At 41.7% G+C, this 26932-nt stretch carries 27 protein-coding genes; 19 read left to right on the top strand and 8 right to left on the bottom strand.

Annotated elements, in window-relative coordinates:
• Positions 1-188 precede the first annotated feature (188 nt).
• Positions 189-1202: a hypothetical protein gene (locus IPM65_06445; protein QQS43745.1), complete on the top strand. Its 1014-nt coding sequence runs from the start codon at positions 189-191 to the stop codon at positions 1200-1202.
• 47 nt (positions 1203-1249) lie between these two features.
• Here the strand turns inward: IPM65_06445 and IPM65_06440 are convergent, their stop codons facing one another.
• A complete protein-coding gene (locus IPM65_06440; GenBank protein ID QQS43744.1) occupies positions 1250-1762 on the bottom strand; it encodes a hypothetical protein in 513 nt (170 codons plus the stop codon).
• Between the two features lie 162 nt (positions 1763-1924).
• Here IPM65_06440 and IPM65_06435 point away from each other — a divergent pair, with 162 nt between their 5' ends.
• Genes IPM65_06435 through IPM65_06415 form a run of 5 tightly spaced genes read left to right on the top strand, consistent with a single transcriptional unit; the run spans position 1925 to position 9393 of the window.
• Complete coding sequence (locus IPM65_06435) at positions 1925-3481, top strand: type I restriction-modification system subunit M (GenBank protein ID QQS44729.1); 1557 nt, start codon at positions 1925-1927, stop codon at positions 3479-3481.
• Between the two features lie 9 nt (positions 3482-3490).
• Positions 3491-4588: an AAA family ATPase gene (locus IPM65_06430; protein QQS43743.1), complete on the top strand. Its 1098-nt coding sequence runs from the start codon at positions 3491-3493 to the stop codon at positions 4586-4588.
• Positions 4585-5052, top strand: coding sequence for a hypothetical protein (locus tag IPM65_06425; GenBank protein ID QQS43742.1), 468 nt, complete (start codon positions 4585-4587; stop codon positions 5050-5052). Before IPM65_06430 ends, IPM65_06425 begins: the two co-directional genes overlap by 4 nt.
• Positions 5053-5111: 59 nt before the next feature.
• The gene (locus IPM65_06420; protein ID QQS43741.1) at positions 5112-6350 is read left to right on the top strand and encodes a restriction endonuclease subunit S; all 1239 of its coding nucleotides are present in this window, start codon (positions 5112-5114) and stop codon (positions 6348-6350) included.
• Positions 6340-9393, top strand: a complete 3054-nt coding sequence (locus IPM65_06415) for a type I restriction endonuclease subunit R (GenBank protein ID QQS43740.1) — start codon at positions 6340-6342, stop codon at positions 9391-9393. Before IPM65_06420 ends, IPM65_06415 begins: the two co-directional genes overlap by 11 nt.
• A gap of 180 nt (positions 9394-9573) precedes the next feature.
• Here the strand turns inward: IPM65_06415 and IPM65_06410 are convergent, their stop codons facing one another.
• Together IPM65_06410 and IPM65_06405 are read right to left on the bottom strand one after the other, a co-directional pair.
• On the bottom strand, positions 9574-9819 hold the full coding sequence (locus IPM65_06410; protein QQS43739.1) for a hypothetical protein: 246 nt from the start codon (positions 9817-9819) through the stop codon (positions 9574-9576).
• Positions 9820-9832: 13 nt separating this feature from the next.
• Positions 9833-10933 (bottom strand): transposase, encoded by a 1101-nt coding sequence (locus tag IPM65_06405; protein QQS43738.1) that lies wholly within the window; start codon positions 10931-10933, stop codon positions 9833-9835.
• A gap of 67 nt (positions 10934-11000) precedes the next feature.
• Here IPM65_06405 and IPM65_06400 point away from each other — a divergent pair, with 67 nt between their 5' ends.
• The 3 genes from IPM65_06400 to IPM65_06390 are packed head-to-tail and all read left to right on the top strand — an operon-like array spanning position 11001 to position 13358.
• Positions 11001-12317, top strand: a complete 1317-nt coding sequence (locus tag IPM65_06400) for a S8/S53 family peptidase (protein ID QQS43737.1) — start codon at positions 11001-11003, stop codon at positions 12315-12317.
• A 26-nt stretch (positions 12318-12343) separates the two neighbouring features.
• Positions 12344-12976 (top strand): PH domain-containing protein, encoded by a 633-nt coding sequence (locus tag IPM65_06395; GenBank protein QQS43736.1) that lies wholly within the window; start codon positions 12344-12346, stop codon positions 12974-12976.
• Complete coding sequence (locus IPM65_06390; protein QQS43735.1) at positions 12957-13358, top strand: hypothetical protein; 402 nt, start codon at positions 12957-12959, stop codon at positions 13356-13358. Before IPM65_06395 ends, IPM65_06390 begins: the two co-directional genes overlap by 20 nt.
• On the opposite strand, the gene IPM65_06385 is transcribed toward IPM65_06390, so the two are convergent.
• Positions 13342-13782, bottom strand: a complete 441-nt coding sequence (locus tag IPM65_06385; protein QQS43734.1) for a DoxX family protein — start codon at positions 13780-13782, stop codon at positions 13342-13344. The genes IPM65_06390 and IPM65_06385 overlap by 17 nt on opposite strands.
• A 28-nt stretch (positions 13783-13810) precedes the next feature.
• On the opposite strand from IPM65_06385, the gene IPM65_06380 reads away from it, so the two are divergent.
• The 6 genes from IPM65_06380 (at position 13811) to IPM65_06355 (ending at position 17789) form a co-directional block, all read left to right on the top strand.
• Entirely contained in the window at positions 13811-14575 is a 765-nt protein-coding gene (locus IPM65_06380) for a hypothetical protein (protein ID QQS43733.1), read from the top strand.
• Between the two features lie 55 nt (positions 14576-14630).
• Positions 14631-15338, top strand: a complete 708-nt coding sequence (locus IPM65_06375) for a M48 family metallopeptidase (GenBank protein QQS43732.1) — start codon at positions 14631-14633, stop codon at positions 15336-15338.
• Between the two features lie 82 nt (positions 15339-15420).
• Positions 15421-15834, top strand: a complete 414-nt coding sequence (locus tag IPM65_06370) for a hypothetical protein (GenBank protein QQS43731.1) — start codon at positions 15421-15423, stop codon at positions 15832-15834.
• Positions 15835-15864: 30 nt separating this feature from the next.
• Positions 15865-16338 carry a tryptophan-rich sensory protein gene (locus tag IPM65_06365; GenBank protein QQS43730.1) on the top strand — a complete coding sequence of 158 codons (474 nt, stop codon included), beginning with the start codon at positions 15865-15867 and terminating at the stop codon, positions 16336-16338.
• Positions 16339-16980 carry a uracil phosphoribosyltransferase gene (gene upp / locus IPM65_06360; GenBank protein ID QQS43729.1) on the top strand — a complete coding sequence of 214 codons (642 nt, stop codon included), beginning with the start codon at positions 16339-16341 and terminating at the stop codon, positions 16978-16980.
• Positions 16981-17297: 317 nt separating this feature from the next.
• The gene (locus IPM65_06355; protein QQS44728.1) at positions 17298-17789 is read left to right on the top strand and encodes a peptidylprolyl isomerase; all 492 of its coding nucleotides are present in this window, start codon (positions 17298-17300) and stop codon (positions 17787-17789) included.
• 46 nt (positions 17790-17835) lie between these two features.
• Here the strand turns inward: IPM65_06355 and IPM65_06350 are convergent, their stop codons facing one another.
• Genes IPM65_06350 through IPM65_06340 form a run of 3 tightly spaced genes read right to left on the bottom strand, consistent with a single transcriptional unit; the run spans position 17836 to position 20339 of the window.
• Positions 17836-18342 carry an NYN domain-containing protein gene (locus IPM65_06350; protein ID QQS43728.1) on the bottom strand — a complete coding sequence of 169 codons (507 nt, stop codon included), beginning with the start codon at positions 18340-18342 and terminating at the stop codon, positions 17836-17838.
• 60 nt (positions 18343-18402) lie between these two features.
• Positions 18403-19641 carry an LCP family protein gene (locus tag IPM65_06345; protein ID QQS43727.1) on the bottom strand — a complete coding sequence of 413 codons (1239 nt, stop codon included), beginning with the start codon at positions 19639-19641 and terminating at the stop codon, positions 18403-18405.
• 17 nt (positions 19642-19658) lie between these two features.
• Positions 19659-20339, bottom strand: coding sequence for a ribonuclease HII (locus IPM65_06340; protein QQS43726.1), 681 nt, complete (start codon positions 20337-20339; stop codon positions 19659-19661).
• Positions 20340-20379: 40 nt separating this feature from the next.
• Between IPM65_06340 and IPM65_06335 the strand changes: the two genes are divergently transcribed.
• Complete coding sequence (locus tag IPM65_06335) at positions 20380-21003, top strand: acyltransferase (GenBank protein ID QQS43725.1); 624 nt, start codon at positions 20380-20382, stop codon at positions 21001-21003.
• Here IPM65_06335 and IPM65_06330 read toward each other — a convergent pair.
• Positions 21000-22406 carry a VanW family protein gene (locus IPM65_06330; GenBank protein ID QQS43724.1) on the bottom strand — a complete coding sequence of 469 codons (1407 nt, stop codon included), beginning with the start codon at positions 22404-22406 and terminating at the stop codon, positions 21000-21002. The genes IPM65_06335 and IPM65_06330 overlap by 4 nt on opposite strands.
• A gap of 69 nt (positions 22407-22475) precedes the next feature.
• Between IPM65_06330 and IPM65_06325 the strand changes: the two genes are divergently transcribed.
• The 3 genes from IPM65_06325 to IPM65_06315 are packed head-to-tail and all read left to right on the top strand — an operon-like array spanning position 22476 to position 26870.
• A complete protein-coding gene (locus tag IPM65_06325) occupies positions 22476-23954 on the top strand; it encodes a sugar ABC transporter substrate-binding protein (GenBank protein ID QQS43723.1) in 1479 nt (492 codons plus the stop codon).
• A gap of 44 nt (positions 23955-23998) precedes the next feature.
• A complete protein-coding gene (locus IPM65_06320) occupies positions 23999-26122 on the top strand; it encodes a baseplate J/gp47 family protein (GenBank protein ID QQS43722.1) in 2124 nt (707 codons plus the stop codon).
• 1 nt (position 26123) lies between these two features.
• Positions 26124-26870 carry a class D sortase gene (locus tag IPM65_06315; protein QQS43721.1) on the top strand — a complete coding sequence of 249 codons (747 nt, stop codon included), beginning with the start codon at positions 26124-26126 and terminating at the stop codon, positions 26868-26870.
• The last annotated feature ends 62 nt before the right edge of the window (positions 26871-26932 follow it).

Raw genomic sequence — 26932 nt, 5'->3', positions numbered from 1 at the left:
ATGTCAGCGAAATCCCCGACGCCTATCGCGCGATCCTCCAGGATGCCATCGAGGTAGAGTTGCAGAAGTGCATGGAAGGGAAATAGGTGAGAATATTTTTTAATAAACGCTCAAAGCTACATTGAAAAGTACATGTGCCCGTGCGGTCTGAAGCCTTGACACACATGCATTTGTTATAATATCCTGCTATGACAGAACATAAATCATATCCCATCACAAAGTATGAACAACCACCCGTCTCAAATGAAGATGTATTGAGTTATCTCATTTTCAGAAATCGAAGACTTCATTTTGATGAATTGCCTCCTCAGCTGGATTTTTCTGTGTTTGAAGGAGTTCATACGGAATTATATGAAAATTATGAAGATGTTCCTGAGGTGCCTGATGCAGACTCTTATCTTGCTGCATTGACAGAACAGTATGCTTTACTTTCGACACCTGAAGGTAGAACATTGTTAGAAGAGCTAAAAACTATTTACTATCAGAAAGCAGCCGGAGAACGTTCGACCATAATTTTCTTTGATAGGGAATCAGGGAATCTCAAAAGAACCCCTTTATCTTTTGGGGATATTACATCGACTTCTAATGATTACAATATGGTGATTCGGGAAAAAGGGATTCCTGTCATAAATATTCATACTCACCCTAAAAATGCTTTTTTTTCAATCCAGGATTTTAGTTCTATGTTAACTCCTGCTTTCAGTGACGAAATGCCCTATGATTATGCTTCAACAGTTCTTTGTCCGGATTATCAGATTTTGGCTATTGCTACCGCAGAGACGCCTGTTATGGGACTGACGGAATTTGAAGAATTACGAGATTTCTACAGAGCTTCTCCTGAAGAACAAAAACGAATGGATGAACTGCGAAAAAGAAAGGGGAAAGTTGAGCATATGCTGGCCGCTTTCAATGCAAACTCAGAGCAAAACCTTCAAGAATATCAGCGTACATTATTGGAGGAAGTAGGCAATCAACCTGACATTTTGCAGGCGAGGATACAGCAGTGGGCGCTAAAGTGTCGGGATTTCTTTGACAATGATTTCTCCCCACGGTTTAATCGCGTATATTCGAAAGCCTCACAACAATCAGATGATTACGCTGCACAGGTATATAATGGAAATGCAGTCGCATTCGCGCGTGCGATGAATCTCAAACTCTACATGGCCACTGACGGAGCACATTTTTCTGAATTCAGCGCGTGATAGTTATTTGTGAAAAGATTAGAAAGTGCTTCGATGGGGGATAACGGTTATGCTGAAGGCTGTTTGATCTGATAAATCCCGAATTGGCCCCCGTGTTGTGTCACGTAATTTGATAGATGTGCGATCTCTTGAGCATGAACATGCATTTGTCCCAAAGGATTGTCCGAGTCTACCACTACATAAGAATCCGTATCTTCCTGCAGTATCGCCATCACATGCGCTGGTGCGTCGGGGTAGTGTTCACTCCACAAGTATCCCAGCACTTCTCCTTCTCCAGCCTGCTCTTCTAGGGGTATTACTCCACCAAACAGAGCCGAAATATCTTCTCCGGCGATTTCGTGATCGGCACTTACCATCCAATTGACTTGAAATCCCGCTTCATTGACACATTCCTGTAGATCACGCGATTGTCTTTCGGGTGAGATAGAACTCGGATTGATCGTTGCTCCGAGAGCGGTGAGAGAGACTTCAACACAACCGTGAGTATATCCGGCTGCAGCCAGCTGGTGGTGGAGTTCGCGTGAACGAGAAAGATTTTCCCGAACCATTTCAGTAGACATGGTATTAGGTTGATTATAACAAAAGTACCTTGAGGGTTTATGTGATTTGATAGATAGAGAAGTGGTAGAATAGGAGTGTAAGAAGGAGAAGTTTATGAAGTATTAATTGAACAATGAATCTACTGATATAATTAAAATATGGCAATAAAACCTAATACTAACATGACAAAAGAACAAGAACGTGCAGAACTTCATCGTACAATCTGGCAGATAGCAAATGACCTTCGAGGTAGTGTTGATGGTTGGGATTTTAAACAATATGTTTTGGGAATGCTTTTCTACCGCTTTATCAGTGAGAACCTGACCAATTATATCAATGCTGAAGAGCGTAGAGCAGGTAAACCTGAATTTGATTACAAATCGTTATCGGACTCAGAAGCTGAGTTTGGTAGAACAGATACTGTCAAAGAAAAAGGCTTTTATATTTTACCAAGTGAGTTATTCCAAAATGTCGTCAAAAAGGCACGCAACGATGCAAATCTCAATGAAACTCTAGCATCAATCTTTAATAACATCGAAGCCTCTGCAAAAGGTGCAAATAGTGAAGATGACTTTAAAGGACTCTTTGACGATATTGATGTGAACTCGGGGAAACTTGGAAATACGGTAGAAAGGAGAAATCAAAAGCTTGTAAAACTTCTTGAAGCGATTGCGGGACTACGTCTTGGCAACTACTCAGACAACACAATTGATGCATTCGGTGATGCATATGAGTTCTTGATGACGATGTATGCTTCAAATGCTGGAAAGTCTGGAGGAGAGTTTTACACCCCTCAAGAAGTCAGTGAATTGCTTGCAGAGATCACAACAATTGGAAAAAAGGAAGTCAACAAAGTATATGATCCAGCATGTGGTTCTGGATCCCTTCTTCTCAAATTTGCAAAGGTTCTAGGGAAAGAAAATGTCCGACAGGGATTTTATGGTCAGGAAATAAATCTCACTACGTATAATCTTTGTCGTATCAACATGTTTTTACATGATGTAAATTATAATAATTTCGACATTGCACATGGTGATACACTTACTGATCCAAAGCACTGGGATGATGAACCTTTTGATGCAATTGTCTCAAATCCTCCCTACTCGATAAGATGGGAAGGTGATGCAAATCCGCTTTTAATCAATGATCCTCGGTTTTCTCCAGCAGGTGTACTTGCTCCAAAAAGTAAAGCTGATTTAGCCTTTACGATGCATATGCTGTCGTGGCTTTCAACTAGTGGCACGGCTGCAATCGTTGAGTTTCCAGGAGTGTTGTATAGAGGTGGTGCAGAACAAAAAATCCGTAAGTACCTCATTGAGAACAATTATGTTGATACGGTTATCCAACTCCCTCCCGACTTATTCTTTGGAACAACTATAGCAACTTGTATTATTGTCCTTAAAAAGAGCAAAAAAGATAACAAAACACTCTTTATAGATGCCTCTGCTGAATTTGTAAGGGGTGGCAATAAGAATAAGCTCAGTGAGGCAAATAGATTAAAAATTCTTGATGCGTATTCCAAGCGCGAAGATCAAGAGTATTTCGCAAAGCTGGTAGACAACAAAGTAATTGCAGAGAATGAATACAACATCTCTGTCTCAAGTTATGTTGTTGCAGAAGATACAAGAGAAGTTATTGATATTAAAGAACTTAACGCAGAGATTGAAAAGATTGTAAAAAGACAACATGAGCTAAGAGTTGCGATTGATGAGATTGTTAAAGAAATTGAAAATAACTAGATAATCATTATGAAACTTCACAAAATTACTATAGAAGATTACAGAAGTGTAAAGAAAATACCTTTTACAATAGAAGTAAGAGACGATGATAGTTTTACATATGGGCTAATTGGCATTAATGAAGCTGGTAAATCATCTATCTTAAAAGCTATTGGTTTAAAGGATGGTTTGCTCGATGCATCCGGAACGAAACTTCCTTTATCAAAGGACTTTCGTCAAAAAAAAGATATATGTGTTACTTACTCATATGAGATAACACCTGCCGATGATCAAAAACTTTATGAACTTATAAACAATAGAGAAGAAAACATGTGTTTAGAAAAGCCTTCAGAAACAGAAATAGTGGAAAATATCCCTGCTGAATCTAAAAAACACGAAATTGTGAAGCCCACATATAACTCAGTCTCTAGTGATCTAATTGTTAACTTTCGAATTTGTTTTAAAACTGCAAGCTCAGAACCTATTTTCTCCATAACAGTTATTCAGAATGATCAAGAAGTTAAGATTTCAAGTACAGACGAAATCCTTAGCTTTTTCAAAGACAACGTGCATAAGACAATTTTTTGGACCGCCGAGGACAGATATTTAATTTCTAAACCAATTAATATTGCTCAATTTATTGCGGATACCAGTATTTCTATTCCACTTAGAAATTGCTTTTTGCTGGCATCAATCAAGGAAGAAGAAATAAATCAAAGTTTATCTGATGCCCTGGCTGATACAACAGATTGCGAATTTCTCGAAGAGACTCTTGCAAATAATGTTACAGAACATATTAAGTCGGCTTGGCCAAATCATCCAGTTAAGATTACCTTTAAAATAATGGATGGTCATATCAATTTTCATGTCAAGGACTTGGATAGTAAAGGCAAGGCTCAAACTTCTGACATGCGAAGCGATGGTTTTAAACAGTTTGTTTCATTTTTATTGACTATTGCGGCTGAGAATAAGAATGAGGAATTAGAGAACACAATTCTTTTGCTTGATGAACCTGAGACACATTTGCATCCTAAAGCTCAAGAATACTTGCTCACTCAGTTGATCGGAATTACTAATAACAAAAAAAATAATATGATGTCTTGTTTGCAACACACTCCAATTACATGATTGATAAAAAAGATCTTGGCAGATATTTTCGAGTAGAGAAGAAAGCCGATGAGTCTTTTGAAGAACATACCCATGCAACTCAATTTGATAAAAAACTAACAAGTTATGCAGAAGTTTCATTCGAGGTATTCGATATACTAGACGAGCAATATCACAATGAGCTTTATGACAAGCTTAGAGATTGGTACGTTAAGGAGTGCAATTCTAAAGAAGTGGATGAAACAAAGCACATCGAAAACATTGGCATAAATCCTTTTGATGACCAGTACTTTAAGCAAATAAAGAAGCTTGCTAAAGATTATCAAGACACGAGCAAGAAAAGTACCAAAGATGCAAAAGTGACGCTTCCCACATATATTCGAAACTGTATCCACTATCCAGCAAATAAAAAATTAAATTTTGATGAAAAGTTAAGAGAATCAATTTCTATCTTAAGAGAATATGTGAATTCTGATATTAAATAGTTGGAAATTATTTATCGCCAAATGATTAACAATGAAAAGGTTATTCATACTTTAAAAAAATGACAAATAACAAATTCAAAAAACTCATTACTGAACTTTGTCCTAAGGGTGTGGAGTTTTTGGAGTTGGGAGGAGTAATTACTGATCTAAGAACTGGACTTAATCCTAGACAAAATTTTAAACTCAACCCACCAGATGGGAGCAACTGGTATATAACTGTGCGTGAGTTAGCAGGGTTTGATATTAAATATTCAGAAAAAACTGACAAAGTTGATGATGACGGATTATCAATTATTCAGAAGCGTTCAAGGTTGAAAGTCGGTGATGTCTTGTTTTCGGGCACCGGAACTATCGGCCGCACAGCGCTAGTAAAAGATGCTCCACTTGATTGGAATATTAAGGAGGGAGTATATGCGATTACTCCGAATCATAAGATTTTGAACAGTAGATACCTGATTTATATTTTTCATAATTTGATCGATAAGATTGTTGCGCAGGCAGATGGCTCAACAGTTGCGAGTATTTCAATGAAAAATTTAAAGAAGTTTAAAATCCCCCTCCCGCCTCTCCCTATCCAAGAAGAAATTGTAAAAATCATTGATACCTTTACAGAACTAGAAGCAGAACTAGAAGCAGAACTAGAAGCAAGAAAGAAGCAGTATGAGTATTACATTAATGGTTTGTTCAAACTTGAAAATGCTGACCATCAACCATTAGGTGAAATCGGTCACTTTACTCGAGGAAAAAGATTTGTTAAAAATGATATTCTCGAGGAGGGTTTTCCATGCATCCATTATGGAGAAATGTATACATACTATAATGTTTGGACAGAAAAAACCAAGTCATTTATTAGTCCCGATTTGGCATCGAGATTGAGAACTGCACATTACGGCGATGTTGTTCTTGTTGCAGCAGGTGAAACTATTGAGGATATTGGTAATGCAGTAGCATGGTTAGGTAATTCAGATGTAGTTATTCATGATGCCTGTTTTGCCTTTTCTCACAAACTAAATCCGAAATATGTTTCTTACTTTTTTAGAACTAATAATTTTCGATCACAAATTAAGCGGTATGTCTCATCTGGGAAAATATCTGCGATTAACGATAGAGGATTAGCTAAGGCAATTATTCCGATACCATCTGACAAAGAACAAGAACGAATCGTATCAATCCTAGACAAATTTGATGCTTTGGTGAATGATATTTCTGTAGGTTTGCCAGCAGAGCTTGCTGCTAGACGAAAACAATATGAATACTATAGAAATAAACTACTAACTTTTAAAGAATATGAAAACTGATTATAAGTACAACCTAGTAGCAGAAGGACCTCAAAGTACTGTGGTATCCGAATATGTACGTGATGCCAGTGTTGTACGAGATGCTGCATACCAAACAGAGGCAGAACTTGAGAAAGAATTTATTAAACAACTTGAATCACAGGCATATGAATATATTCGAATAAAAACAGAAAGAGATTTAGTACAAAACCTACGTGCTCAACTGGAAAAACTGAATGCATTTACTTTCACAGATTCGGAATGGGAAAGATTCTTTACTAGCGAACTCGCCAATCCCAATCAAAGCATTGCAGAAAAAACTTTGACGATTCAAGAGGATTATATTAAAAACCTTTCTCGTGATGACGGCACAGTAAAGAATATTTATCTCCTCAAGAAAGACACTATCCACGACAATGTTTTACAAGTGGTAAATCAATACTCTACCGATGAAGGTGAACGGGCAAATAGATATGATGTGACAATTTTGGTAAATGGACTGCCTCTAGTGCATATCGAGCTCAAGCGAAGAGGTGTTGCTATTCAAGAGGCTTTCAATCAAATTAATCGATATCAAAGAGAGAGTTTTTGGTCAGCATCAGGACTTTTTGAGTATGTCCAATTGTTTGTGATATCAAACGGCACTCATACGAAGTACTACAGCAACACGACTCGATCTCAACATATAAAGGATTCTAGACAAGGGACTGTAAATAAAGGGAAAAGAACGAGCAACAGCTACGAATTTACCAGCTGGTGGGCTGACGCCAACAATAAGCCCATTACAGATCTCATGGATTTTGCCAAAACATTTTTTGCAAAACATTCACTACTCAATATCCTCACTCGTTATTGTGTATTTACCACAGACAAGCTCCTACTTGTGATGCGACCATACCAAATCGTCGCAACGGAGAGAATACTTAACAGAATTGAAGTTAGTACTAATTACAAAAAGATGGGAACAACTGAAGCTGGTGGGTATGTTTGGCATACTACTGGCTCTGGTAAAACGCTCACCAGTTTCAAAACTGCACAACTTGCAAGTAAGTTACCGTACATCGACAAGGTCTTATTTATTGTTGATAGAAAAGATCTCGATTACCAAACAATGCGCGAATACGACAAGTTTGAGAAGGGTGCTGCGAATAGCAATACAAGTACGGCAATTTTAAAGAAACAGCTCGAGAATCCAAATGCTCGAATAATTGTAACTACAATTCAGAAGCTTGATCGATTCATTAGAAGAAACAACGGTCATGCAATTTATGATGGACATGTAGTTTTAATATTTGATGAATGCCACAGATCACAGTTTGGTAACATGCATTCTGCAATCACAAAAGCATTTACTAAGTATCATATATTCGGATTTACGGGCACTCCAATCTTTGCTATCAATGCTTCATCGAGTGGCAGACCTGATTTAAAAACAACTGAGCAAGCCTTTGGAGAAAAGTTACACATCTATACTATTGTTGATGCAATCGCTGATAAGAATGTTCTGCCTTTTAAGGTGGACTATATTTCAACAGTTCGAGAAGCAGAAGATATTGAGGACAAAAAAGTCAGTGATATCGATCGTGAGGCAATACTTTCTGATCCGACGCGCATATCAAATATTGTCACCTACATCAGAGAGCATTTTGACCAGAAAACTAAAAGAAATAGTTTTTATAAAATAAAAGATAGACGCCTTGCAGGCTTTAACTCAATTTTTGCCGTTTCATCCATTGAGTTTGCAAAGACATACTATGCAGAGTTTAAAAAACAACTCGCAGATCTTCCCTCAGATAAACAACTTAAAATAGCACTCATCTATAGCTTTGGGGTCAATGACGAGGATGCTGATGGCATGGTAGATGAGAATTCAGAAGACACAAGTGGACTCGATCAAAGTTCTCGAGATTTTCTTGAAGCTGCGATCAAGGACTATAACAAACATTTTGGAACATCTTTTGACACTTCTTCAGACAAGTTTCAGAATTACTACAAAGACGTGAGTGAACGAGTAAAAAGCCGTGAGGTAGATATTTTGATTGTCGTGAACATGTTCCTTACTGGATTTGATGCAACAACGCTGAATACACTCTGGGTAGATAAAAATTTACGTTTGCATGGCCTGCTCCAAGCATTTTCTAGAACAAATAGAATTCTTAACAGTGTCAAAACATTTGGAAACATTGTTTGCTTTCGAAATCTGGAAAAAGCAACTAATGAATCTCTCTCGCTATTTGGAGACAAGGAGGCAAGCGGCATTGTCCTCTTAAAGGCATATTCAGATTATTACAATGGTTATTCGGATAAAGGTAAAGAAGTTCGAGGCTATGTTGATCTTATAGCAGAGCTGCAATCTAGATTCCCTGTTGGTGAACGAATTCTAGGTGAGCAGGATCAAAAAGATTTCATCAAGCTCTATGGCTCAATTCTGAGACTTAGAAATATTTTAACAACATTTGATGAATTTGCGGGAAACGAGATACTTACTGATCGAGATGTACAAGATTATCACAGTGCCTACATCGATCTTTACAATGAGTTTAGAAATACCGCTACTGTTGAGAAAGAAAATGTAAATGATGATGTAGTTTTCGAAATGGAGCTTATCAAGCAAGTGGATATTAATATTGATTATATTCTTCAGCTGATCAAGAAATATCATGAGAGTCATACAAAAAACAAAGAAGTACTGATTGATATAAATAAAGCCATCGACTCAAGTGTTGAACTCAGAAACAAAAAAGACCTTATTAATCAATTTATTTCAACTTTGGATGTTCACTCTGTAGTTGAAGATGACTGGAGAAATTTTGTTGAAGGCAAAAAAGTTGAGGAACTAGAACAAATAATTGAAAAAGAAAACCTCGACCGAGATGCTACCTACAAATTCATAAAAAATGCCTTTAGGAATGGGAATATTTCTACATCTGGTACTGAGCTTACAAGAGTTCTTCCCCCTGTATCTCGATTTACACCAACAGGTGAAAGAACAAAAAAGAGAGAAACAGTAATTGATAAATTGACAAAATTTTTTGAAAGATTTTTTGGGATATCGAGTAGTTAGAAAATCTCTAAAAATACTGTTAAATAATGCCGGCTAATATCATCTACCTTTGAACATATATTTTGAACTCTTCTCGCAGATTCACTATGTGGGATTAATAGAATAAGAATCAAGACGATTATAGTGTCTTTGAGGTGCTTGAGATAGTAACGTAGCTTCTAAACGTAGTAGGATAAGATGTTAACTTAAAGGGGCGAACGACCAGTCATTTGATTGATCTATAAATGTCGCCTTCACAATTTTTTTGTTTTCTTCTTTTAGGCTCTTGATAAGATTACTATTTTTCTTATTAAACTCTTTACTAGTCGTATAAATTACATAAGAATACCCTGAGTACTTCTTCAGGAGTTCAGGTTGCTCTGCGATGTATTTAGCTAGTTTATTTACTAACTCTAGTTTTAGCTTTAAATATTCTGTATTAGACATAAGTTAAATATAGCTAATTTTTTACATAAATGAAATAGTGTGTATGAGTTCCATACATATGGCACTCTTTAGGTAAAATAGATAATAGGTAATCCATAGGTGAAATATTGTTCAGGCTTTTGTGAACTCGCTTTGTATTGTACCAGACGAGGTATTCAATAAGGTGACGATTGAATGATCCGATACCGGTCCACTTGGTATAGATGTAGGGGTTCATAAATTCTTCCTGGAGTGTTCTGTTTGCTCGCTCAATAAAGGCATTGATCTTGGGACATCTGGGGTAGATAAAGAGGTGTGGGATATTGTTTTCTTCCAGATAGTCATGGAAGTTTCCCAGATACTCGAGGCCGTTATCTGTTTGTATGGTTTTTATACCATCTTGTATTGGGTATACTAGTTCCAGTCTTCTCATAAAATCAGCACCGTTTCGGCTGTTGAGTTTTGAGTATCCGTAGGAGAACTGGAATTTGAGTTTGATGTCCACTGCATTGAAGACATACAGCTTGATTCCGTGTACAAACTTCGTGATGGTATCAATCTCAATGTATCCGGTATCTTCCACCTTGGGAGACCGCTTGACCTTCTGTCGGTACTTTACTTTCCGTTTTGCAAAGCCACTTGCTGGATTGTGATAGATCCGGTAGGTCTTGCGCTGCAGGTTGTGTCTTTTGATCACTTTTCCAATGGTTGACTCAGATATAGTTGAAATTCCTTCCTGTAGGCAATACTCATCAAGTAAGGGCTTGATCTTCTCCTTTCCCAAACAAAAGTATTGTTCTCGAATCTCTTTGATAAAGGATATGACCTTCGGGTGAGTCTCCATACGTCGGGGTGTCTTTGGCTTGGTTGTCTCTGGTATCAGGCTATCCAACTGCCCTTCTGAATCTCGCCGTCTCTTCCTCCATCGAAACAATGTCCTTCGTGATATCCCATATGCATCAACTGCAGCTTGTATCCCGTACTTCTCTGCAAATGTCAGAACATCGTTTCTGATTTGTGCTACATCTGACTGATTGTAGTCTGATAGAGATCGTATCTTTTTCATAAGATCTCTATTGTACTGCCAGTCATAACTCCTAATTACTCGAAGCTGATCTCCTCCCCATTTACTCATAGATGTTAGTTCCCTATGAGTGCCATATCTTTCGTAACTTATTCAGATAGTATAATAACACGTTGATATGAATAAGGAAAAGAAAAGCTCATTTCTCGGTATTGCAACGACAGGAGCGGCACTTATTGCACTGTCATATTTTGCAAAACCAGGTGTAGAGAGATCGTATAGTACGGCGGTCCAGTACGATCCTGTAGGTATTGTAATACCATTTGGTGACGACACATTTTCTAAACGAATGAATGGATTATTGACATATTCTGAAGATCAGGAACTTACGTGCGGTTCATATCCTGACGATACCAATGATCCGTATTTGCAGGAGCAGAAATCATTGGTACAGGAGGCCACATTTGATGAAAACGGTACTACTGCCGAATGCGCGGATCAGTACGTCGGATATGACTATATCGCACACAGACTTGAAGAACATATTCCTCAGGAAGAACGTCGACCTGTCACACTTGTCATTATGGATTCCGGCATCAATGCAGAACATGAAGATTGGTGTGACGGACAGATAGATAAGGAATTGTCTAAGACGTTTCTTGATTCCGTCCATAATGAAACCTCCCCTTTGACCGATGAAATCGGTCACGGCACGGCAGTGGCTGGGATAGCTGCTGCCTGTACCGGCAACGGAGTCGGGATAGCCTCCTTAGGCAGAGGTGTAAATATTGCATCAATCAAAGTGATGTTTCCATATGGCGGAGACGGAATTGTAAATCCAAGTGATTGGAAAGAGGCACTTGCATATGTAGATAAAACTGCCCGAACTGACACCGGCAGGCAATTTGTGCTGAATATGAGTTTCTCCGGCTTCAGCTACAACCAGGAAATGGCTGATATTTTTGAGGCTCTTCCCGAAAATATAACGGTAATTGCCGGAGCAGGAAACAACCCATACAATATGCCGACAAACAGTCTTGATTATCCTGCTGGATATGACCGTGTTTATGCTGTCGGGGCCGCGGTAGATGAGGCATCCGATACGCTGTGTGCATTTTCACATTATTCGACTGCGAAAGAGCGTTTTGTTGCTGCCCCGGGGTGTTTTGATCTCTGGGGATTGAACAATATGAATGACGGAAATTTTCCTTATCGTGACGGTTTGTCAGGAACATCATTTTCTACGCCGAACGCAGCGGGGATGTACAGCTACTTTCTTCATATTTTCCCCGTGTTGTCACCTGCTGATATCATGCAAACCATTTATGATACATCCCTTCCAGTCGGGCAAGCGTCGCAAGGTACTATTGATAAACCTGTGCCGGCTATTGCCCCGCTGCAGGCAATACGGGCATTGACCGTCAAGGCAGGTTATGCAGACATACTCGTACCCTCAGAGGAGAATAGATCATTTTTGCCTTATTTATCAAGATAATTAATATTCTGATACAATAATGTCATATGAGAACAATACATCAAATCCTTGATACAAATGAAACGATATTCTGGGAGGGCAAGCCGGCGTTTTTTCCGTTTGTTTTCAACGGCGGTAACCTGTTTTTGGCTGCCTTCGGACTGGTGTGGTCTGCGATGACGATTCCTTTTTTGTTCGGTACGTCATTCGGGTGGTTTATCCCGCATGTGTACATCGGTCCGATCATGATATTCGGTCCGACATTGTATCGGTTTTTTGTATACAACAATATTTATTATGCCGTCACGAATAAAAGGGTAATCCTGGAAGGCGGATTGGTCGGCCGCGATCTTAAATCCATTGACTTCGATCAGATCACGGATGTCTCGGTCAATGTTGATTTCTTCGACAAAATCTTCAACCAGAATACGGGCTCGATTCTCGTGATGACGCCGGGTGCATTCAGACAAACCAAAAACGGTGCCGTGCCGCATCCGCATGAGATGGACAGCATTCATGATCCGTATGCTCTGTTTAAAAAACTCAAGGAACTCTCTCACAGTGTCAAAACGGATATCAATTACCCGAACGCGATGAGACCGGCTGAGAACCCCGGATACAACACGGCCGTTACGGTCAATCCGTTTGAACAAAAACCTGATGGAACAACAACCAACTGAATCACCGGAAACGGTTGAGTTTCGTATGAACTTCACTGCAGCTCTGCAGGACACCGTCGACTTTCTCGGTCTTGATGAGGAACCCTATTTTCTTCCTATTCGTCCCGGTGATCTCGGGATGGACGATACCCGCGGCTATGAAGATCTCACGGAAAATGAACGAATGATACTGGAAGCCGTCGCATATGAAACGTTGGGATGTGATGAAATGCAGCCTCCTGCAAGAATATATACTGTTCTTTCTGATCAAGGTGATCAGGTTGAAGTCCAGGTCCTGCACACAAACCGTTCAGATACGGGCATATTTCTCCACAAAGTGTTGTACTCTGACGGAGGATCTATGTTTGTCCTGGCACCACTGGACGCTACGATGACTTCCTGAATAGTTGTTTCATGATCCTGTCAGCAAACGGCTGAAGCCCGGCGTATTTTCCGGCTTCACATGCCGCAAGAATGAAGAATAAAAGGATATATATGATGTGCATGTTGATGATTCCGGTTTTCGGCGGAAACTGTGAAAAATAATACATAATCATCATGAGACTTCCGGCATAAGCGGTAAACCATAAAAACACGCCTGATACAAGAGCGATTCCTATCGCAATTTCTCCGCCTACCACCAGGAAATCGACAACAGGACTGCCCGCCATTGATTGAAAAATATCTGCAAACGGACCGTAAGTGGTCGCTTCAAGGTACTTTTTCGCCGAAAAACCATTGAGCAGTTTTTCGATACCGGCATCCAAAAACAGCAATCCGAACAGAATCCGTGCGGTTGTCAGAATGCGTCTCTGTATTTGTTTCATGCATTCATTATACAACTGATTTTCTTTCATGGTTTTTAATCCTATCCGATATAATGCTCATTTCAGCTTTGAATTTGAAGACGGAATTGTTATGAACAGAAGGGAATTTATGCTTGGTGCTGCAGGTGTGTTCTTCGGAATGAAAGATGCTGCTGCCTCTGCCGAACAACGGATACATGTGGGGACGGGACAGTTCACACCGTACGGATATAATGACCAGCTTATGAACTGGCAGGTACTCTACCGATGCGGTCTGAATCTCGAAATAGAATCAAGTCCGGTACTGCAGTCAATCCTCAGGCGGTCACATGATCTCTCTGATTTGAAGCGGATTTCGGGCTTGGTTGTTTCCGATGAACTATACAATACAATCGTACCGCGATTGCCGGGGAAACTCGAATTTGTTAAATCAGTCTTTGATCCGAAAAGACGGCCGTATCTTGTGGCGCCTGATACACATGATCTTGATCAGGCGACCGGGGTTCACCGTGATCCGTGGGACTATATCGGTCGGAAAGTAACGATTCAAAAGAAGGACAGAATATATCACAATGATTCATACTACGATGCAACGTGGGAATCTCCCGCGTACATCTTTGACGTAATGGCAGACGAGGATAGAAATCTCGAAGTAAACAGACATTTTTTTTGCGATGCTGATCCGCATACGTACCGTACTTTTTTGGGAATACATATCCATACGGAACCGCCGCATTTCCGTTCTGCAGACGGCGATGAAATCGCATCTCTTCCCTATATATCTCTATCCTGCAATCCCAATCAGTTTGTCTAGAAAGTATCTATTTTATCTTTAAAAATCACGTAAATATGGTATCGTATATGGTGTTATGAAAGAGATAAGCTTTGTGTATGCCGGAAAAAAGATTGATTGTCAGGTAGACTACAGCTGGCGAAGATCAACAAGCATCAGTATCAAACCTGACGGTCGGGTCCTGGTCAGAGCACCGAAACTGGTTCCTCTTGTCATGATTGAGAAACTTGTCAGAGACAGAGCTTCCTGGATCTTCAAAAAAGTTCATTATTTTGAACAGCATGCGACAAAAAAACAGGAAAAAGAATATGCGGAAGGTGAAATTCATCATTATCTCGGGAAGGAATATCGATTAAAAATCGAGGAATTACCCGAAGATAGTGTGAACATAAACGGCAACACACTACATGTCACGACAAAAAGACCGTCCCCGCGAATTGTCAAAACACTTGTGAAAGCATGGTATCACGAACAGGGTGTAAAGACACTCTACGAGCGGTATGAGTCGGCCTGCAGGATTTTTGCTCAAGAAGGGATTTATCCGAAATCTCTGACATATAAACCGATGCGGGGAAAATGGGGAACCTGCAGTCACGACGATCATGTCTGTCTCAATCCCGAACTTATCAAAACCCCGCTTGAATGCGTCGATTATGTCGTCTATCATGAATTATGCCATGTGAGGCACCACAATCACGGCACCGGCTTTCATCGGCTTATGCAAAAGATGATGCCTGATTGGAAAAAGAGAAAAAAGATTCTCGATACGTACGGTATCGCCTAAGAGCTAATACGTGTCGTCATGTCCGCCAGTCGGCGGATGTTTCGGGATCTTTCTGTTACGACATTACAATTTATCCCATTTTATGAAATTAAGAACAATACTGCTTTTTGTCACATTTGCGGCACTGATAGCTGTCGTGGTCCTCATGTTCATGCCTTATCCGGGTCAGGATGAACTGATGACTGAAGAACCGCCGGTTGAAACACAGCCTGATTTCAATCCTCAATACGGCGATCTGACGGATGAGCAGATAGCCGTAGCGGACCGAGCTATCGGTGATCTTCTGAATTCGGTTGAAGGTCTTAATCCTTCAATGATTGCCGTGAAAAGTTTTGAGACTCGTGAATACGGCAGCACGGCGCTTGACTGTCCTCAGGAAGGACAGATGTATGCAGAAGTCATAACTCCGGGATATCAGATCGTTCTTGAAGCTCAGGGAGAAGAGTATGACTACCGTCTGGATACGAATGAGTCTGTCATCATGTGTCAGAACTAACCGACATTCATGATGTGATATCATGAATATATGACACTTGATGTGCGGAAACTTTCGATATCACTTCTTGCACCGTTTGCATCCGGAGCCATCGGTTCTATAGCCACGGCATCTTCGATTCCCACATGGTATGCAGGACTGGAAAAGCCCGTTTTCAATCCTCCCAATTGGGTGTTCGGTCCCGTCTGGACAATCCTTTATTTGATGATGGGTATCGCTTTCTATCTGATCTGGAACAGCAGTAAACGTACGATTCATAAAAGACGTGCGGTACTGTATTATTGGATCCAACTTGTCCTGAATACTCTCTGGTCGCTTGTATTTTTCGGACTGCGCACAACGCTCGGAGGAATTGTTGTCATTATTCCGCTATTGATTTTCATAATTCTGACAATGAAAAATGCCAAATCGGTGTCATACGCTTCGTATCTTTTGCTGATACCGTATCTGTGCTGGGTATCTTTTGCGACCGTTCTTACCATTTCACTATTTCTTTTAAACTAAATGGAACAGGTATTTCCCTCAAAGCATCCGCTGGTACAGCACAAACTGTCGCTGCTTCGTGATGTAAAAACAGATCCGAAACTTTTCCGGGAACTGGTCGGAGAGATTGCGGCACTTCTTGTGTACGAAGCTACGATGAATCTGCGGACTGTAGAAAAAGAAATTGAAACCCCTCTTACCGTGACAAAAGGTATGTTCATTCAAGAAAAAATCGGACTTGTCCCGATCCTGCGTGCGGGTCTCGGGATGGTCGACGGTATCTGGAAATTGTTACCGCAGTCTGAAGTCTGGCACATCGGTTTGTATCGGGATGAGAAGACACTCAAACCCGTCGAGTACTACAACAAACTGCCCGTTTCGCCGACTGTTGAAATTGTGTTTGTACTTGATCCGATGCTCGCGACAGGCGGGTCGGCATCTGCTACGATTGATATTCTCAAAAAGTGGGGTGCAAAACGAATTGTTTTTATCGGTCTGATCGCGGCTCCAGAAGGGATTGCAGAAGTTCACAAGAATCACCCTGAAGTCCCGATTCATATTGCTCATATCGATGAACGGTTGACGACTGATGCTGACAAGTTTCCCGCAGGATATATTTTTCCCGGTCTCGGTGATGCCGGTGACAGACAGTTCGGTACATGATGTAAATATTCTTCTTTTCATTCTTCGCTCATGTGGTAATATAGTAGGGTATGAACACTAAAGTTTTTGTCATTCTATTCTGCACGCTTTTTTTGATTATTTTGGTAGGACTTGGTGTTTTGTTCCAAAAAAGAATTTCTTCAAATACTGAGACAAAGGAGCCGGACGAAGTTGAAAAACTGAGTTTGGTAGGAAGTGAAGGAGATTCGCAGCTTCCGGACAATATGTCCGATATTATTAGTTCCGATCCTCAGCAACAGCAGCCTCGGCAGGAATCACAGCCGAAAGCGTTGGGTGAGGATACACAACCTCCAGATATGATAATTGATACAGACTCAACATACACAGTCACTCTGAATACCAGTGAAGGCCCGATTGTGATTGAGATGAAAACCAAGGAAGTCCCGAAAACCGTAAACAATTTTATTTCACTTGCACAAAAAGGTTTCTACGACAACACGGTGTTTCATCGTGTGATCAAAGGATTCATGATCCAGGGCGGTGATCCCAAAGGCGATGGTACGGGCGGACCCGGGTATAAATTTGACGATGAACCGTTCGAAGGCGAATATGTCCGGGGAACGGTCGCTATGGCCAACTCAGGTCCGAATACCAACGGAAGTCAGTTCTTTATCATGCATGAGGATACTCCTCTCCCGAAAAATTATGTCATCTTCGGATTCGTAAAAGAAGGACTTGATGTCGTTGACAAAATTGCCGAAGCTCCCGTCACCATGAGTGCAAGCGGAGAAGAATCCAAGCCGGTAAAGCCGGTGAAAGTATTCGAAACGGTGATCGAAGACGAATAGCTCCTGACCGTTTGAGGAAATTGCGCAGCTGATCCTATCGCGTGGATCAAATCCGAAAAAGGAGTCTCTTCTGATGTTCTTCTATATTCGTGAAATCATCTGCAAGCTCCACAAGTTCCTTGTTTGCCGTACGCTTGAACGCCGCAATTTCAACAAGACATCCCAATGCCTGCTGGAGATAGTTAACAACGGGTTTGAAGTCTCCGTCGCCCGTGACCAGAATGATTGAATCGACTTTATTACCCAGTCTGATGGCATCCATAGCGATTCCTAAGTCCCAATCTCCTTTCTTCGCACCGCCGTAAAATGTCTGCAGTGGTTTTTCTTTTACCTCAAAGCCGGCTTCATGCAGGGCATTAAAAAAGACGTTTTCTTTGGTATCGTCAGCATTGATGACATATGCGATAGCCCGGGTAAGAATTCTGCGCTGTACGACCTGGGTCAGAAGATTTTTGTAATTTACGCGTGAACTATAAAGGTTTTTTCCCGAGTAGTACAGGTTTTGTACATCGACAAGTACTGCTACCCGTTGGTCTCTATTTTTTACAATCATATGCAAGTAGTATAAAGTATCTTACGTCAAGTATAAAGTGAAGATGCTTATAGAATTTTGTTACTTCTCAGGAGTAATTGACGGTTGGGGAGTAGGGGAGGGAGTGATGCCGAGTTTCATGTTTTGAATCTCTTTGCGTATTGCACTCCAGTCGTCTTTCCCTACCTTCGGGACCAGAATGTATCCGCCGTAATCGGAGTAGTCATCAGTCAGAAATTTGTCAGATAAAACCAGTGTTTCTACCTTGTAGTTATTCGCGTTTCTGCCTTCAAGCAAAAGCTTATTCATTTCTGAAAGCGGTAAATCCGTTTTTACGTGCTGTTCTAGTTCATTGAGAAGAGGAATAATCTTCGGAATGAAGCCTATTCCCAAAATTTTCTGTTTTGCCGCTTCTATGACGTTCTGCTGTCTCTGTGCCCGGTTGAAATCTCCCCCGTCTTCAAGGGCATGACGGGAACGGGCATACTTGAGAGCGGTGATTCCGTCCATATGTGTTTCTCCTGCGTCGAAGTGCAGGACTTCATACCGGCAGGGAAATGCCGTGCGGGGATGATCTTTTATGTCTTTGTAAAATTGTTCCAGTTCGGGCTTTTCTTCAAAAAGCTTTTTTTGATCCTCTTCAGTCATTTGCTTATTGATAATCGGTTCAATCTGCTTGAATTCCTCATCCCGTCCGCAGAGATCATTCATTTTTTCTTCGATCGGGTATTCATAATCAGTAAATGTCTTTTTGACATTGACATCAATGCCTCCCAACGTATCGATAGTTTTGACAAAACCCTCAAAGTCCACTGCAGCAAAGGCATCAATGTTCAATCCGGTGATATCTTCGGCAGCCTGTTTGAGAAGACCTGACGGATTATCTTCAGTAAGAGATTTGGTATCAACCGCGGGGTAATTTTTCGGGTTAATACCCATCTGGTAGAGAGCATTGATTTTGCTGTGGAATTCTTCTCCGTTTTTCGTCGGTACCCGTACCCAGATATCCCGCGGAAGCGATACCAGGATTGCCCGTTTGTTTTTGATATCCACGTTGGCTACCATGATCGAATCAGTCAGATATGTCCCTTCATGCGATCCTCCGCCGTATCCGAGAAGGAGAAAGGTGTACTCGGTTTTTTCTTCTTTTTGTACGTTATCAGGACTTTCCTGTGCTTCCGTATGAATAGCGTTGTAAAATCCCAAAAGTCTCGTAATGATCAGTCCCACGGACACAAGAAACACCAGCCCCAGCGATATCAGGGAGAGCTTCAGAACATTGTTTCGTTTTTCTATTCGTTTGAGTCGTGATGCTGACATAAAAATGAGTTTGCGTATTATACCTTATTTGCCATATTCTGTCCGAGGACTGATCGGACAAACAGCAGCCGGTGCCAGGGCGTTATACCGTGATCCGTGATTGCCGTACGGTGATCCTTTGTCCCGTATCCTTTGTTACGGTGCCATTCATAAGCAGGAAACCGTCGGGACAGTGCGCTCATAAACATATCACGGGTAACTTTGGCGATAATCGAGGCTGAAGCTATCGCTACACTCTTCGAGTCGCCTTTAATTACGGGGATACTCGTAACATCCTCTTTATATGGTATCGCTTTGACATCTGGTCCGTCAACCAGAAGTGTAAACGGATCATCCGGAAAGTCCAAACGACAAAGATCAAATAGTTTCACAATCCCAGACCGCCAGGCGTTCATAATACCCACACTGTTTATGGTCGGAACACTGATGGAGACAGTATGAGTGGTGATGGGAAACGACTGAAGTGCTTCTGCAGTTTTTGTTCTTTGTCTTTCAGAAAGCTGCTTTGAATCGCGGACTCCCAGGGCCATTATGCGGGACTGTATTTCTGCGGAAAGCGGTCGGAAACAGGCAGCCCCGAGCACTATCGGTCCTGCAAGACAGCCCCTTCCGACTTCATCAATGCCGATCACCGTATGACCCTTTTTCCAAATCGGCTTTTCCAGCTCGAAATCAGGGATTATTGTATGTTTTTTCATCAATATTCATAATTCTATCAGCTGCGTGTATAATATATCTATGCTATCGACTATACGCGATAAGGACGGGAAAAAACTCAGCGGCGGCCAGGTGATTGACAAGATCGGAGGCAGAATTTCCCAAACGCTTCTTGAAACCGAAACATATATTCTTTTACTTTTGGGCTGGGTTCCCGTGAGTTTTTTTCGCGTACTTCTGTACCGCATTTCCGGCGTTAAAATCGGTTCAAATACAGTGATAAACATGGGTGCCAGGTTTTACGATCCTGACAACATTGAAATCGGTGACGATTGTGTCATCGGCGAAAGGATTACACTTGACGGACGGGATAAGCTGAAAATCGGAAGTCATGTCGATATCGCGAGTGAAGTCATGATATACAACTCCGAACATGACGTCCATGACCCGACCTTTGCAGCAGTATCCGCACCTGTTACTGTTGGAGACTACGTGTTCATCGGACCCAGAGCAATCATTCTTCCCGGCGTGACAGTGGGTAACGGAGCGGTGATTGCTGCAGGAGCCGTCGTGACGAAGGATGTACCGGAAAATGCTATAGTTGGCGGTGTTCCCGCAAAAGTGATCGGTCAACGAAAGCAGAGAAAACATGCATATAGACTGCGAAGATTGGGCCTACTTGATCTTTTCCGGAAAATCTCTTAAGTTCCGGCCGTTCCGCGTAAGTACACTGCCTGCCACGGACGATATGAAGAATAAAATGTTTCGTTCTGCATGACCTCTCCGTTCTTATCAAACACTTTGTATTCGAACTTTGCTTTTGCACCCCACGCCGGGTAGTCTACCTGTTTGATGGTACCGTTCGGAAGAGTCGGATCATCTTCATACAGCGGTTCGGGTGGAGGGGCTACATCCCAGACTGTAGCCGGTGAAATCTCAACCTTTCTGTTGTCTTTTTTCCCGTAAAATCTGAATGTAAGCAGTTTCTGATCTTTATCTACTTCCATCTGAATAAGGATTGCTCCCGGAGTATCATTCTTAAATTTCAGATCTACTGTCGGGGAATAAATAGTAGCATCAAAACCCGGTTCCGAGTCATTTTCATAGTATGATACACGGTATGCATGTGCGTGTCTTTCTGAGATAGGCAATCCCGTATTGAGAGCTGCCCGGAACATGGTTGTTGAGACCTGGCATACACCGCCTCCGTCACCGAGTACCGTTCTTCCGTTCTTGATGACATATGCCGGCTGATAACCGGTACTTGATGAAATATCGCCGACAAGGGTATTGAATGAAAATGTCTCACCCTTCGGAATGATCACTCCGTCGAATTTTGAAGCCGCCAAGATCAGATTGTGGACGCGTGAAGGAATGGAGTGCGTATAATCGGATTTTCCTTCGCCGATCAGTTCCTCGATACCGAAGTCATTCGCTTCCGCAAGGGTGATTTCCGGCTTTATTTCTTCTTCCTTGAACGAGATTACAATATTCTTCTTTTTATCGGAAATTGACTGAATTTCCTTTTTCAAATTCATAAGAAATTCTTCGGACTTGAGCTTCATGCCGGGTTCATCTGCCTTAAACGAAGTTACTTTCCCGTTTTCGAAAGTGAACAATGCATTCTTCGGCTCACGGTTGTATACATCTTCCGACTGTTTGACAAACTGGTCAATGACTCCGTTATTATAGCGTACCTCGGTATCAAATGAAAACGTACGGATCTTCAAAAGCGTATTCAGCTGCTGCGCGATACGTGACGGAAGATGATCGGTCCGTCCGATAAGGTATGCCTGATCTACTTTTGTGTCAATATCACGCTCCAGTTTTAGCTCCTGTCCTGAAAATGATGCAATTTTCGCATCTTTGTACATCACCTCAATCAGGGCATCATTGTAATACTCATCCCTTTTAGACAAAAGGTTCAGGGCTTCTTCCTTTGTTTTATAACCCATATCGATTCCGTCAATATAGGTACGGGGATAGATAGTGTCTTTCACTGTTAATCGGACATAGGTCCACGATGCTCCGATTAGGATCGCCAGTATAAGAAATAGGCCTGCAATACCGGCCAGAATTTTCTGTTTTGACGTCATTTCGGAAAGCATAGACTTTTATTATACATAATAGAAAGAAACCCACTAGTCGAATTCTGAAATCTTCTGTATGATTAAAGCATGGATGACCCTGAGAAGAACATACCTGATACCTCTGATGCCGCGCCTCAGCCTCTTCAGCCAGAGGAAGTCGCTCCGGACATCGAACATCCGGAAGAGATTGCCGGCAGTATCCCGCCTGAATTTCCGACAGATGTACCTGTTTATGAAGAAAATTCAAATAAGCTTCCGATTATCCTGGGAATTATATTCTTTTTTCTTGTGGTGTTCGGTCTTATTTTCTGGTTTTTTCTGAAAGACCGGCTTTTCCCTCCTGACAATACTCCTACTCCGAGCAGGGAAGAAGTTACTCTCACATATTGGGGTCTGTGGGATGAACCTGCCGTATATCAGCCTCTTATTGAGGCATATCAAAAAGAGCATCCGAATGTCACGATCAATTATGAACGGATGGAACCGGAAGAATATCGCGAGCGGCTTATTGCCAGAAGTGAAGCCGGAAACGGCCCGGATATTTTCCGTTTTCATAATACCTGGCTTCCCGAAATACAGGAAGTTATTTCTCCGCTGCCTGAAGACATCATGTCGAATCAGGAGTTTGAACAGACTTTCTACCCCATTCATCAAAAGGATTTGAAAATCGCAGAAAAATATTACGGTATCCCGCTTATGGTGGACGGTTCGGTACTCATTTACAATGAAACACTGCTTAAACAGGCAGGTATCAACACACCTCCTCCGGTTTGGGTAGGAGGAGAAAACGATGTCCTGAACACGGTCAACAAGCTTACGGTGAAAGAACCGAGCGGTCAAATTGTCACTTCAGGAATTGCAATCGGAACAGCGAATAATATTCCTCATTACGGAGAAATTTTCGGCATACTGCTTCTTTTGAACGGCGGTGATCTGAAAGATCTGACAACGAATGAAGCTTCGGAAGCATTGCTTCTGTATCGGAAATTTGCTGAGGACGGTTACTGGAATACGTCAATGCCGAATGCCGTTTCGGCATTCACTCAAGGTAAAGCGGCAATGATTATCGGTCCTTCATGGCATGTCATAAACATCAAGGCGCAGAACCCCGATCTGCAGGTAAAGGTTGCGCCGATACCGAAGGGACTGGATGACAGTGCCGTATCGGTTGCAAATTATTGGGTCGAGGGTGTCAACCGCTTAAGTCAGAATCAGACAGAAGCCTGGAAGTTTTTGAAATTTCTTTCGGAAAGAGAACAGCTGACTAAAATGTATGAAACTCAGACACAGGTAAGACTGTTCGGAAATCCGTATCCGCGTCAGGATATGGCTGAATTACTGAGCGATAATCAGTATCTGTCTCCCGTTATCAAGCAGGCTCAGGATGATGTATATGTCGGACTTCCGCTTGTGGACCTCACCCGTGACGGAGGGATGAATGACGAAATCTTACAGTACATCAAAAATGCCATAAATTCCGCGGAGGAAGGTGTAGATTACGGTGCCGCGCTGGGTACGGCTGACCAGGGGATCAAACAGGTCCTTGACCGTTATGCACTGGAATAGAAAATTATTGCTCTTGCCTGTCGGATATGCTAATATGAGTGCATATGGGTTTCTCTCTGCCGTTTCTCAAAAAGAAGTCTTCCGATAATCTATACTTTGGATTGTATCTGACCGACGCTTCAGAATTCGGGTTTGTGTTTGATGCCTCCGGTAACACCCCGCATATCCTCTCCCAAAATGCCGTCAGCTTGACTGCCGGTTTTGATAAGATCCTGGAAGATACGGACAATCTTATTTCTCAGCTTGAACTGCAGACAGGTAAACATCTTGATAAAACCATTTTTTTCCTTCACTCCTGGATGATTGATGAACAAACTTTTGAAATAAAAGAACCGTACAAAAATATCATCAAAAAACTTTCTAAAGATCTGGAACTGGAACCGATGGGATATATTGATGTGCAGGATGCACTCCACGATCACCTGCGAAAGACATCAGTCCTCAATACCGTAGCAATCGAAGTCAACAAGACTAAAGTCGGCATTTCTGTGTACAAAGGCGGAAAGAAAGTCTACCAGCAATATACTGCAAGAACAGATGTGATAGGAGAAGACATCCAAAGCGTTTTGACGTCCATTCCGGGACATATTGTGATGCCGACCAAAATGCTTGTTTTCGGAGACATGGATACTCCTGAGGTTTCATCAGAGCTTGCAACATATGACTGGGATCAGAAGGTGTTTTCACAGCATCCCACGATCGAAGTCTTGAAACAGAACGAGTTGAATACGTCTCTGGCACAAACCTTCAGTGAAGAAGTCATTTCTCAATCAAAAGTTCCCGATCCTACCCAGGATGAACAGATCCCGGTAGTACAGAACACAAACGGTCTTAAGGATGAGCCTGCTGAAGATTTCGGTTTTGTGGTCGGGAAGGATGTCCGTGATACGCCGCCTCCTGAAGACGATTCAGTTACCGCGGTTGCTCCTCCTACTGCCGTTGTTGATACACTGATAAATGATGCGCCCTCTCAGCGTTCAGGTGATTTTGTTTCCAGGTTAAAGGGAATGATACCCTCATTTTCATTCGCCGGAGGGAGCACAACGGCGAAAAAACCGATTATGTTTGGTGTGATTTTTGCGGCGGTTATTTTTGCATTGCTTTTTGTGTATGAATACTTTTTTCATAAACTAAATGTCACTGTCTACCCCAACACCGAAGCTATTTCTGAAAGTTTCTCTTTTGAAGTACCCGTGACGGATTCCGAATCAGGCGAGCTTTCGGTCCTGAGAAAGACAACCGTACAGGAATTTGAGGATGAAAAGGCAACGTCAGGAAAACGTGAAATCGGAGAGAAAGCTACGGGAGAAGTGATTATTCATAATTACGACAAAGAAGCGCGGACATTCCCGCGCGGAACCGAGCTGAGGAAAGGTGAGCTGGTTTTTTCGATTGATACAGAAGCTAAAGTGGCATCGGCAAGCGGCGGTACTGCAGACGGAGTGAAAGAATCAGGGAAAGTAAAGGTGAAAGCAACTGCTGAAGAAATCGGGCCTGAATATAACATTGCAAAAGGTACACAACTTTCCGTTGCTTCACTTTCCGATTCTTTGTTTGTTGCTTTTGTCGAGACCGCTTTCAGCGGAGGATCAAAGAAAGATGTCACCACAATATCAAAAGCAGACATTGATACCCTCAAAAAGAATGTTGAAACAAAAGCTGAAGACGGAAGTAAAGATGTCCTGGGGACACAGATCTCAGAGGACGAAATCATTATTCCTGATATGACATCGGTGACACTTGCAGACACAACCTTTTCGGGAGAAATCGGAGAGGAAGCTTCCAAGCTGTCCGTCAAAGCGGAATCTGAAATAGAGTTTTATACCGTTAAGAAAACCGCACTTGAGCAAAAGCTGAGAGAAATGATTGAAGAAGAGCTGACGGATGATCTCACCGTCGATGCGGACAACATCACCTATGAGATTACTGATATTACTTCCGGCGATGATGAAGTCACACTGGAGGTTGATGCTTCGGGCAAAGCACATAAGAAGATTGATCTTGAAGCTATTAAAGCGGCGGCAAAATTCACTTCGCTCTCAGGTTTTCAGAGCAAAGTGAAGTCTACCTATGACGTTGAGAATATCGAAGTAAAAAAATCTTTCGGCTTCTCGCTTTGGACACCGTTATTTCAAAAAAACATAACAGTTTCCGCAGCAACCGATTAACATGCCGCTTCGCGTATATAAAAAAGAAGAAACTTCGAGAAAGAAGAAAGTGGTTCGTGCCGCGTCTTATGTCGTTTTGCTGGCAGGAATGGGTTTCTTATTCTGGGCCTTGTATCCTATTGTGTCATTCGAATTGTATGCGCGGGTATTTCTCAAAAAAGATGCCGCATCACCACTACCGGAATCAGAGTCGGTTTCTGCACTGGAATTTGCCAAAAGTGTTTACGCCTCCAACACGCTCTTTTCCAGTAATCTCAGAGATTTCACAAACGCCAACGTCTGGTTTCCCGAAAGCAAACTTCCGACACCGAACGGCGATCTGGTAGTAAAATCTTACTCACTTTCCATTCCGAAGCTGAACCTGAAAGATCTCAATGTAGATGTCGGAGGAGAAGATCTTTCGAAAAGCCTTATTCATTATTTACCGACTTCCATACCGGGCCAATACGGAAATGTAGCCATTTTCGGCCACTCTACATTACCGCAGCTTTACAATGCGAAAGACTACAAGTCAGTATTTACCTACCTTCCCAAGCTTGATGTCGGAGACAGAATAGATGTGAGCGTAGAAGGCAAGCAATACACATATGAAGTAGTAGATATGTTTATTGTCGAACCGGATGAAGTCTCGGTCCTGGAACAGGAATTTGATGATTCATACCTTACCCTTGTGACATGCGTGCCTCCGGGGACTTACAAAGAACGGTTGATTGTAAAGGCACGGATTGTTAGAAATACAGCCAACTGATACATTTGTAAGAAATACCTCATTGAGTGGTTATAACTTTCTGATATAGTCTCCGAATACTT

This window comes from Candidatus Roizmanbacteria bacterium (assembly GCA_016700135.1).
Classification (GTDB): domain Bacteria; phylum Patescibacteriota; class Microgenomatia; order UBA1406; family GWC2-37-13; genus UBA1450.
Note: the sequence above shows the minus strand (reverse complement) of the source record. Positions and strands in the feature narration are given on the sequence as shown.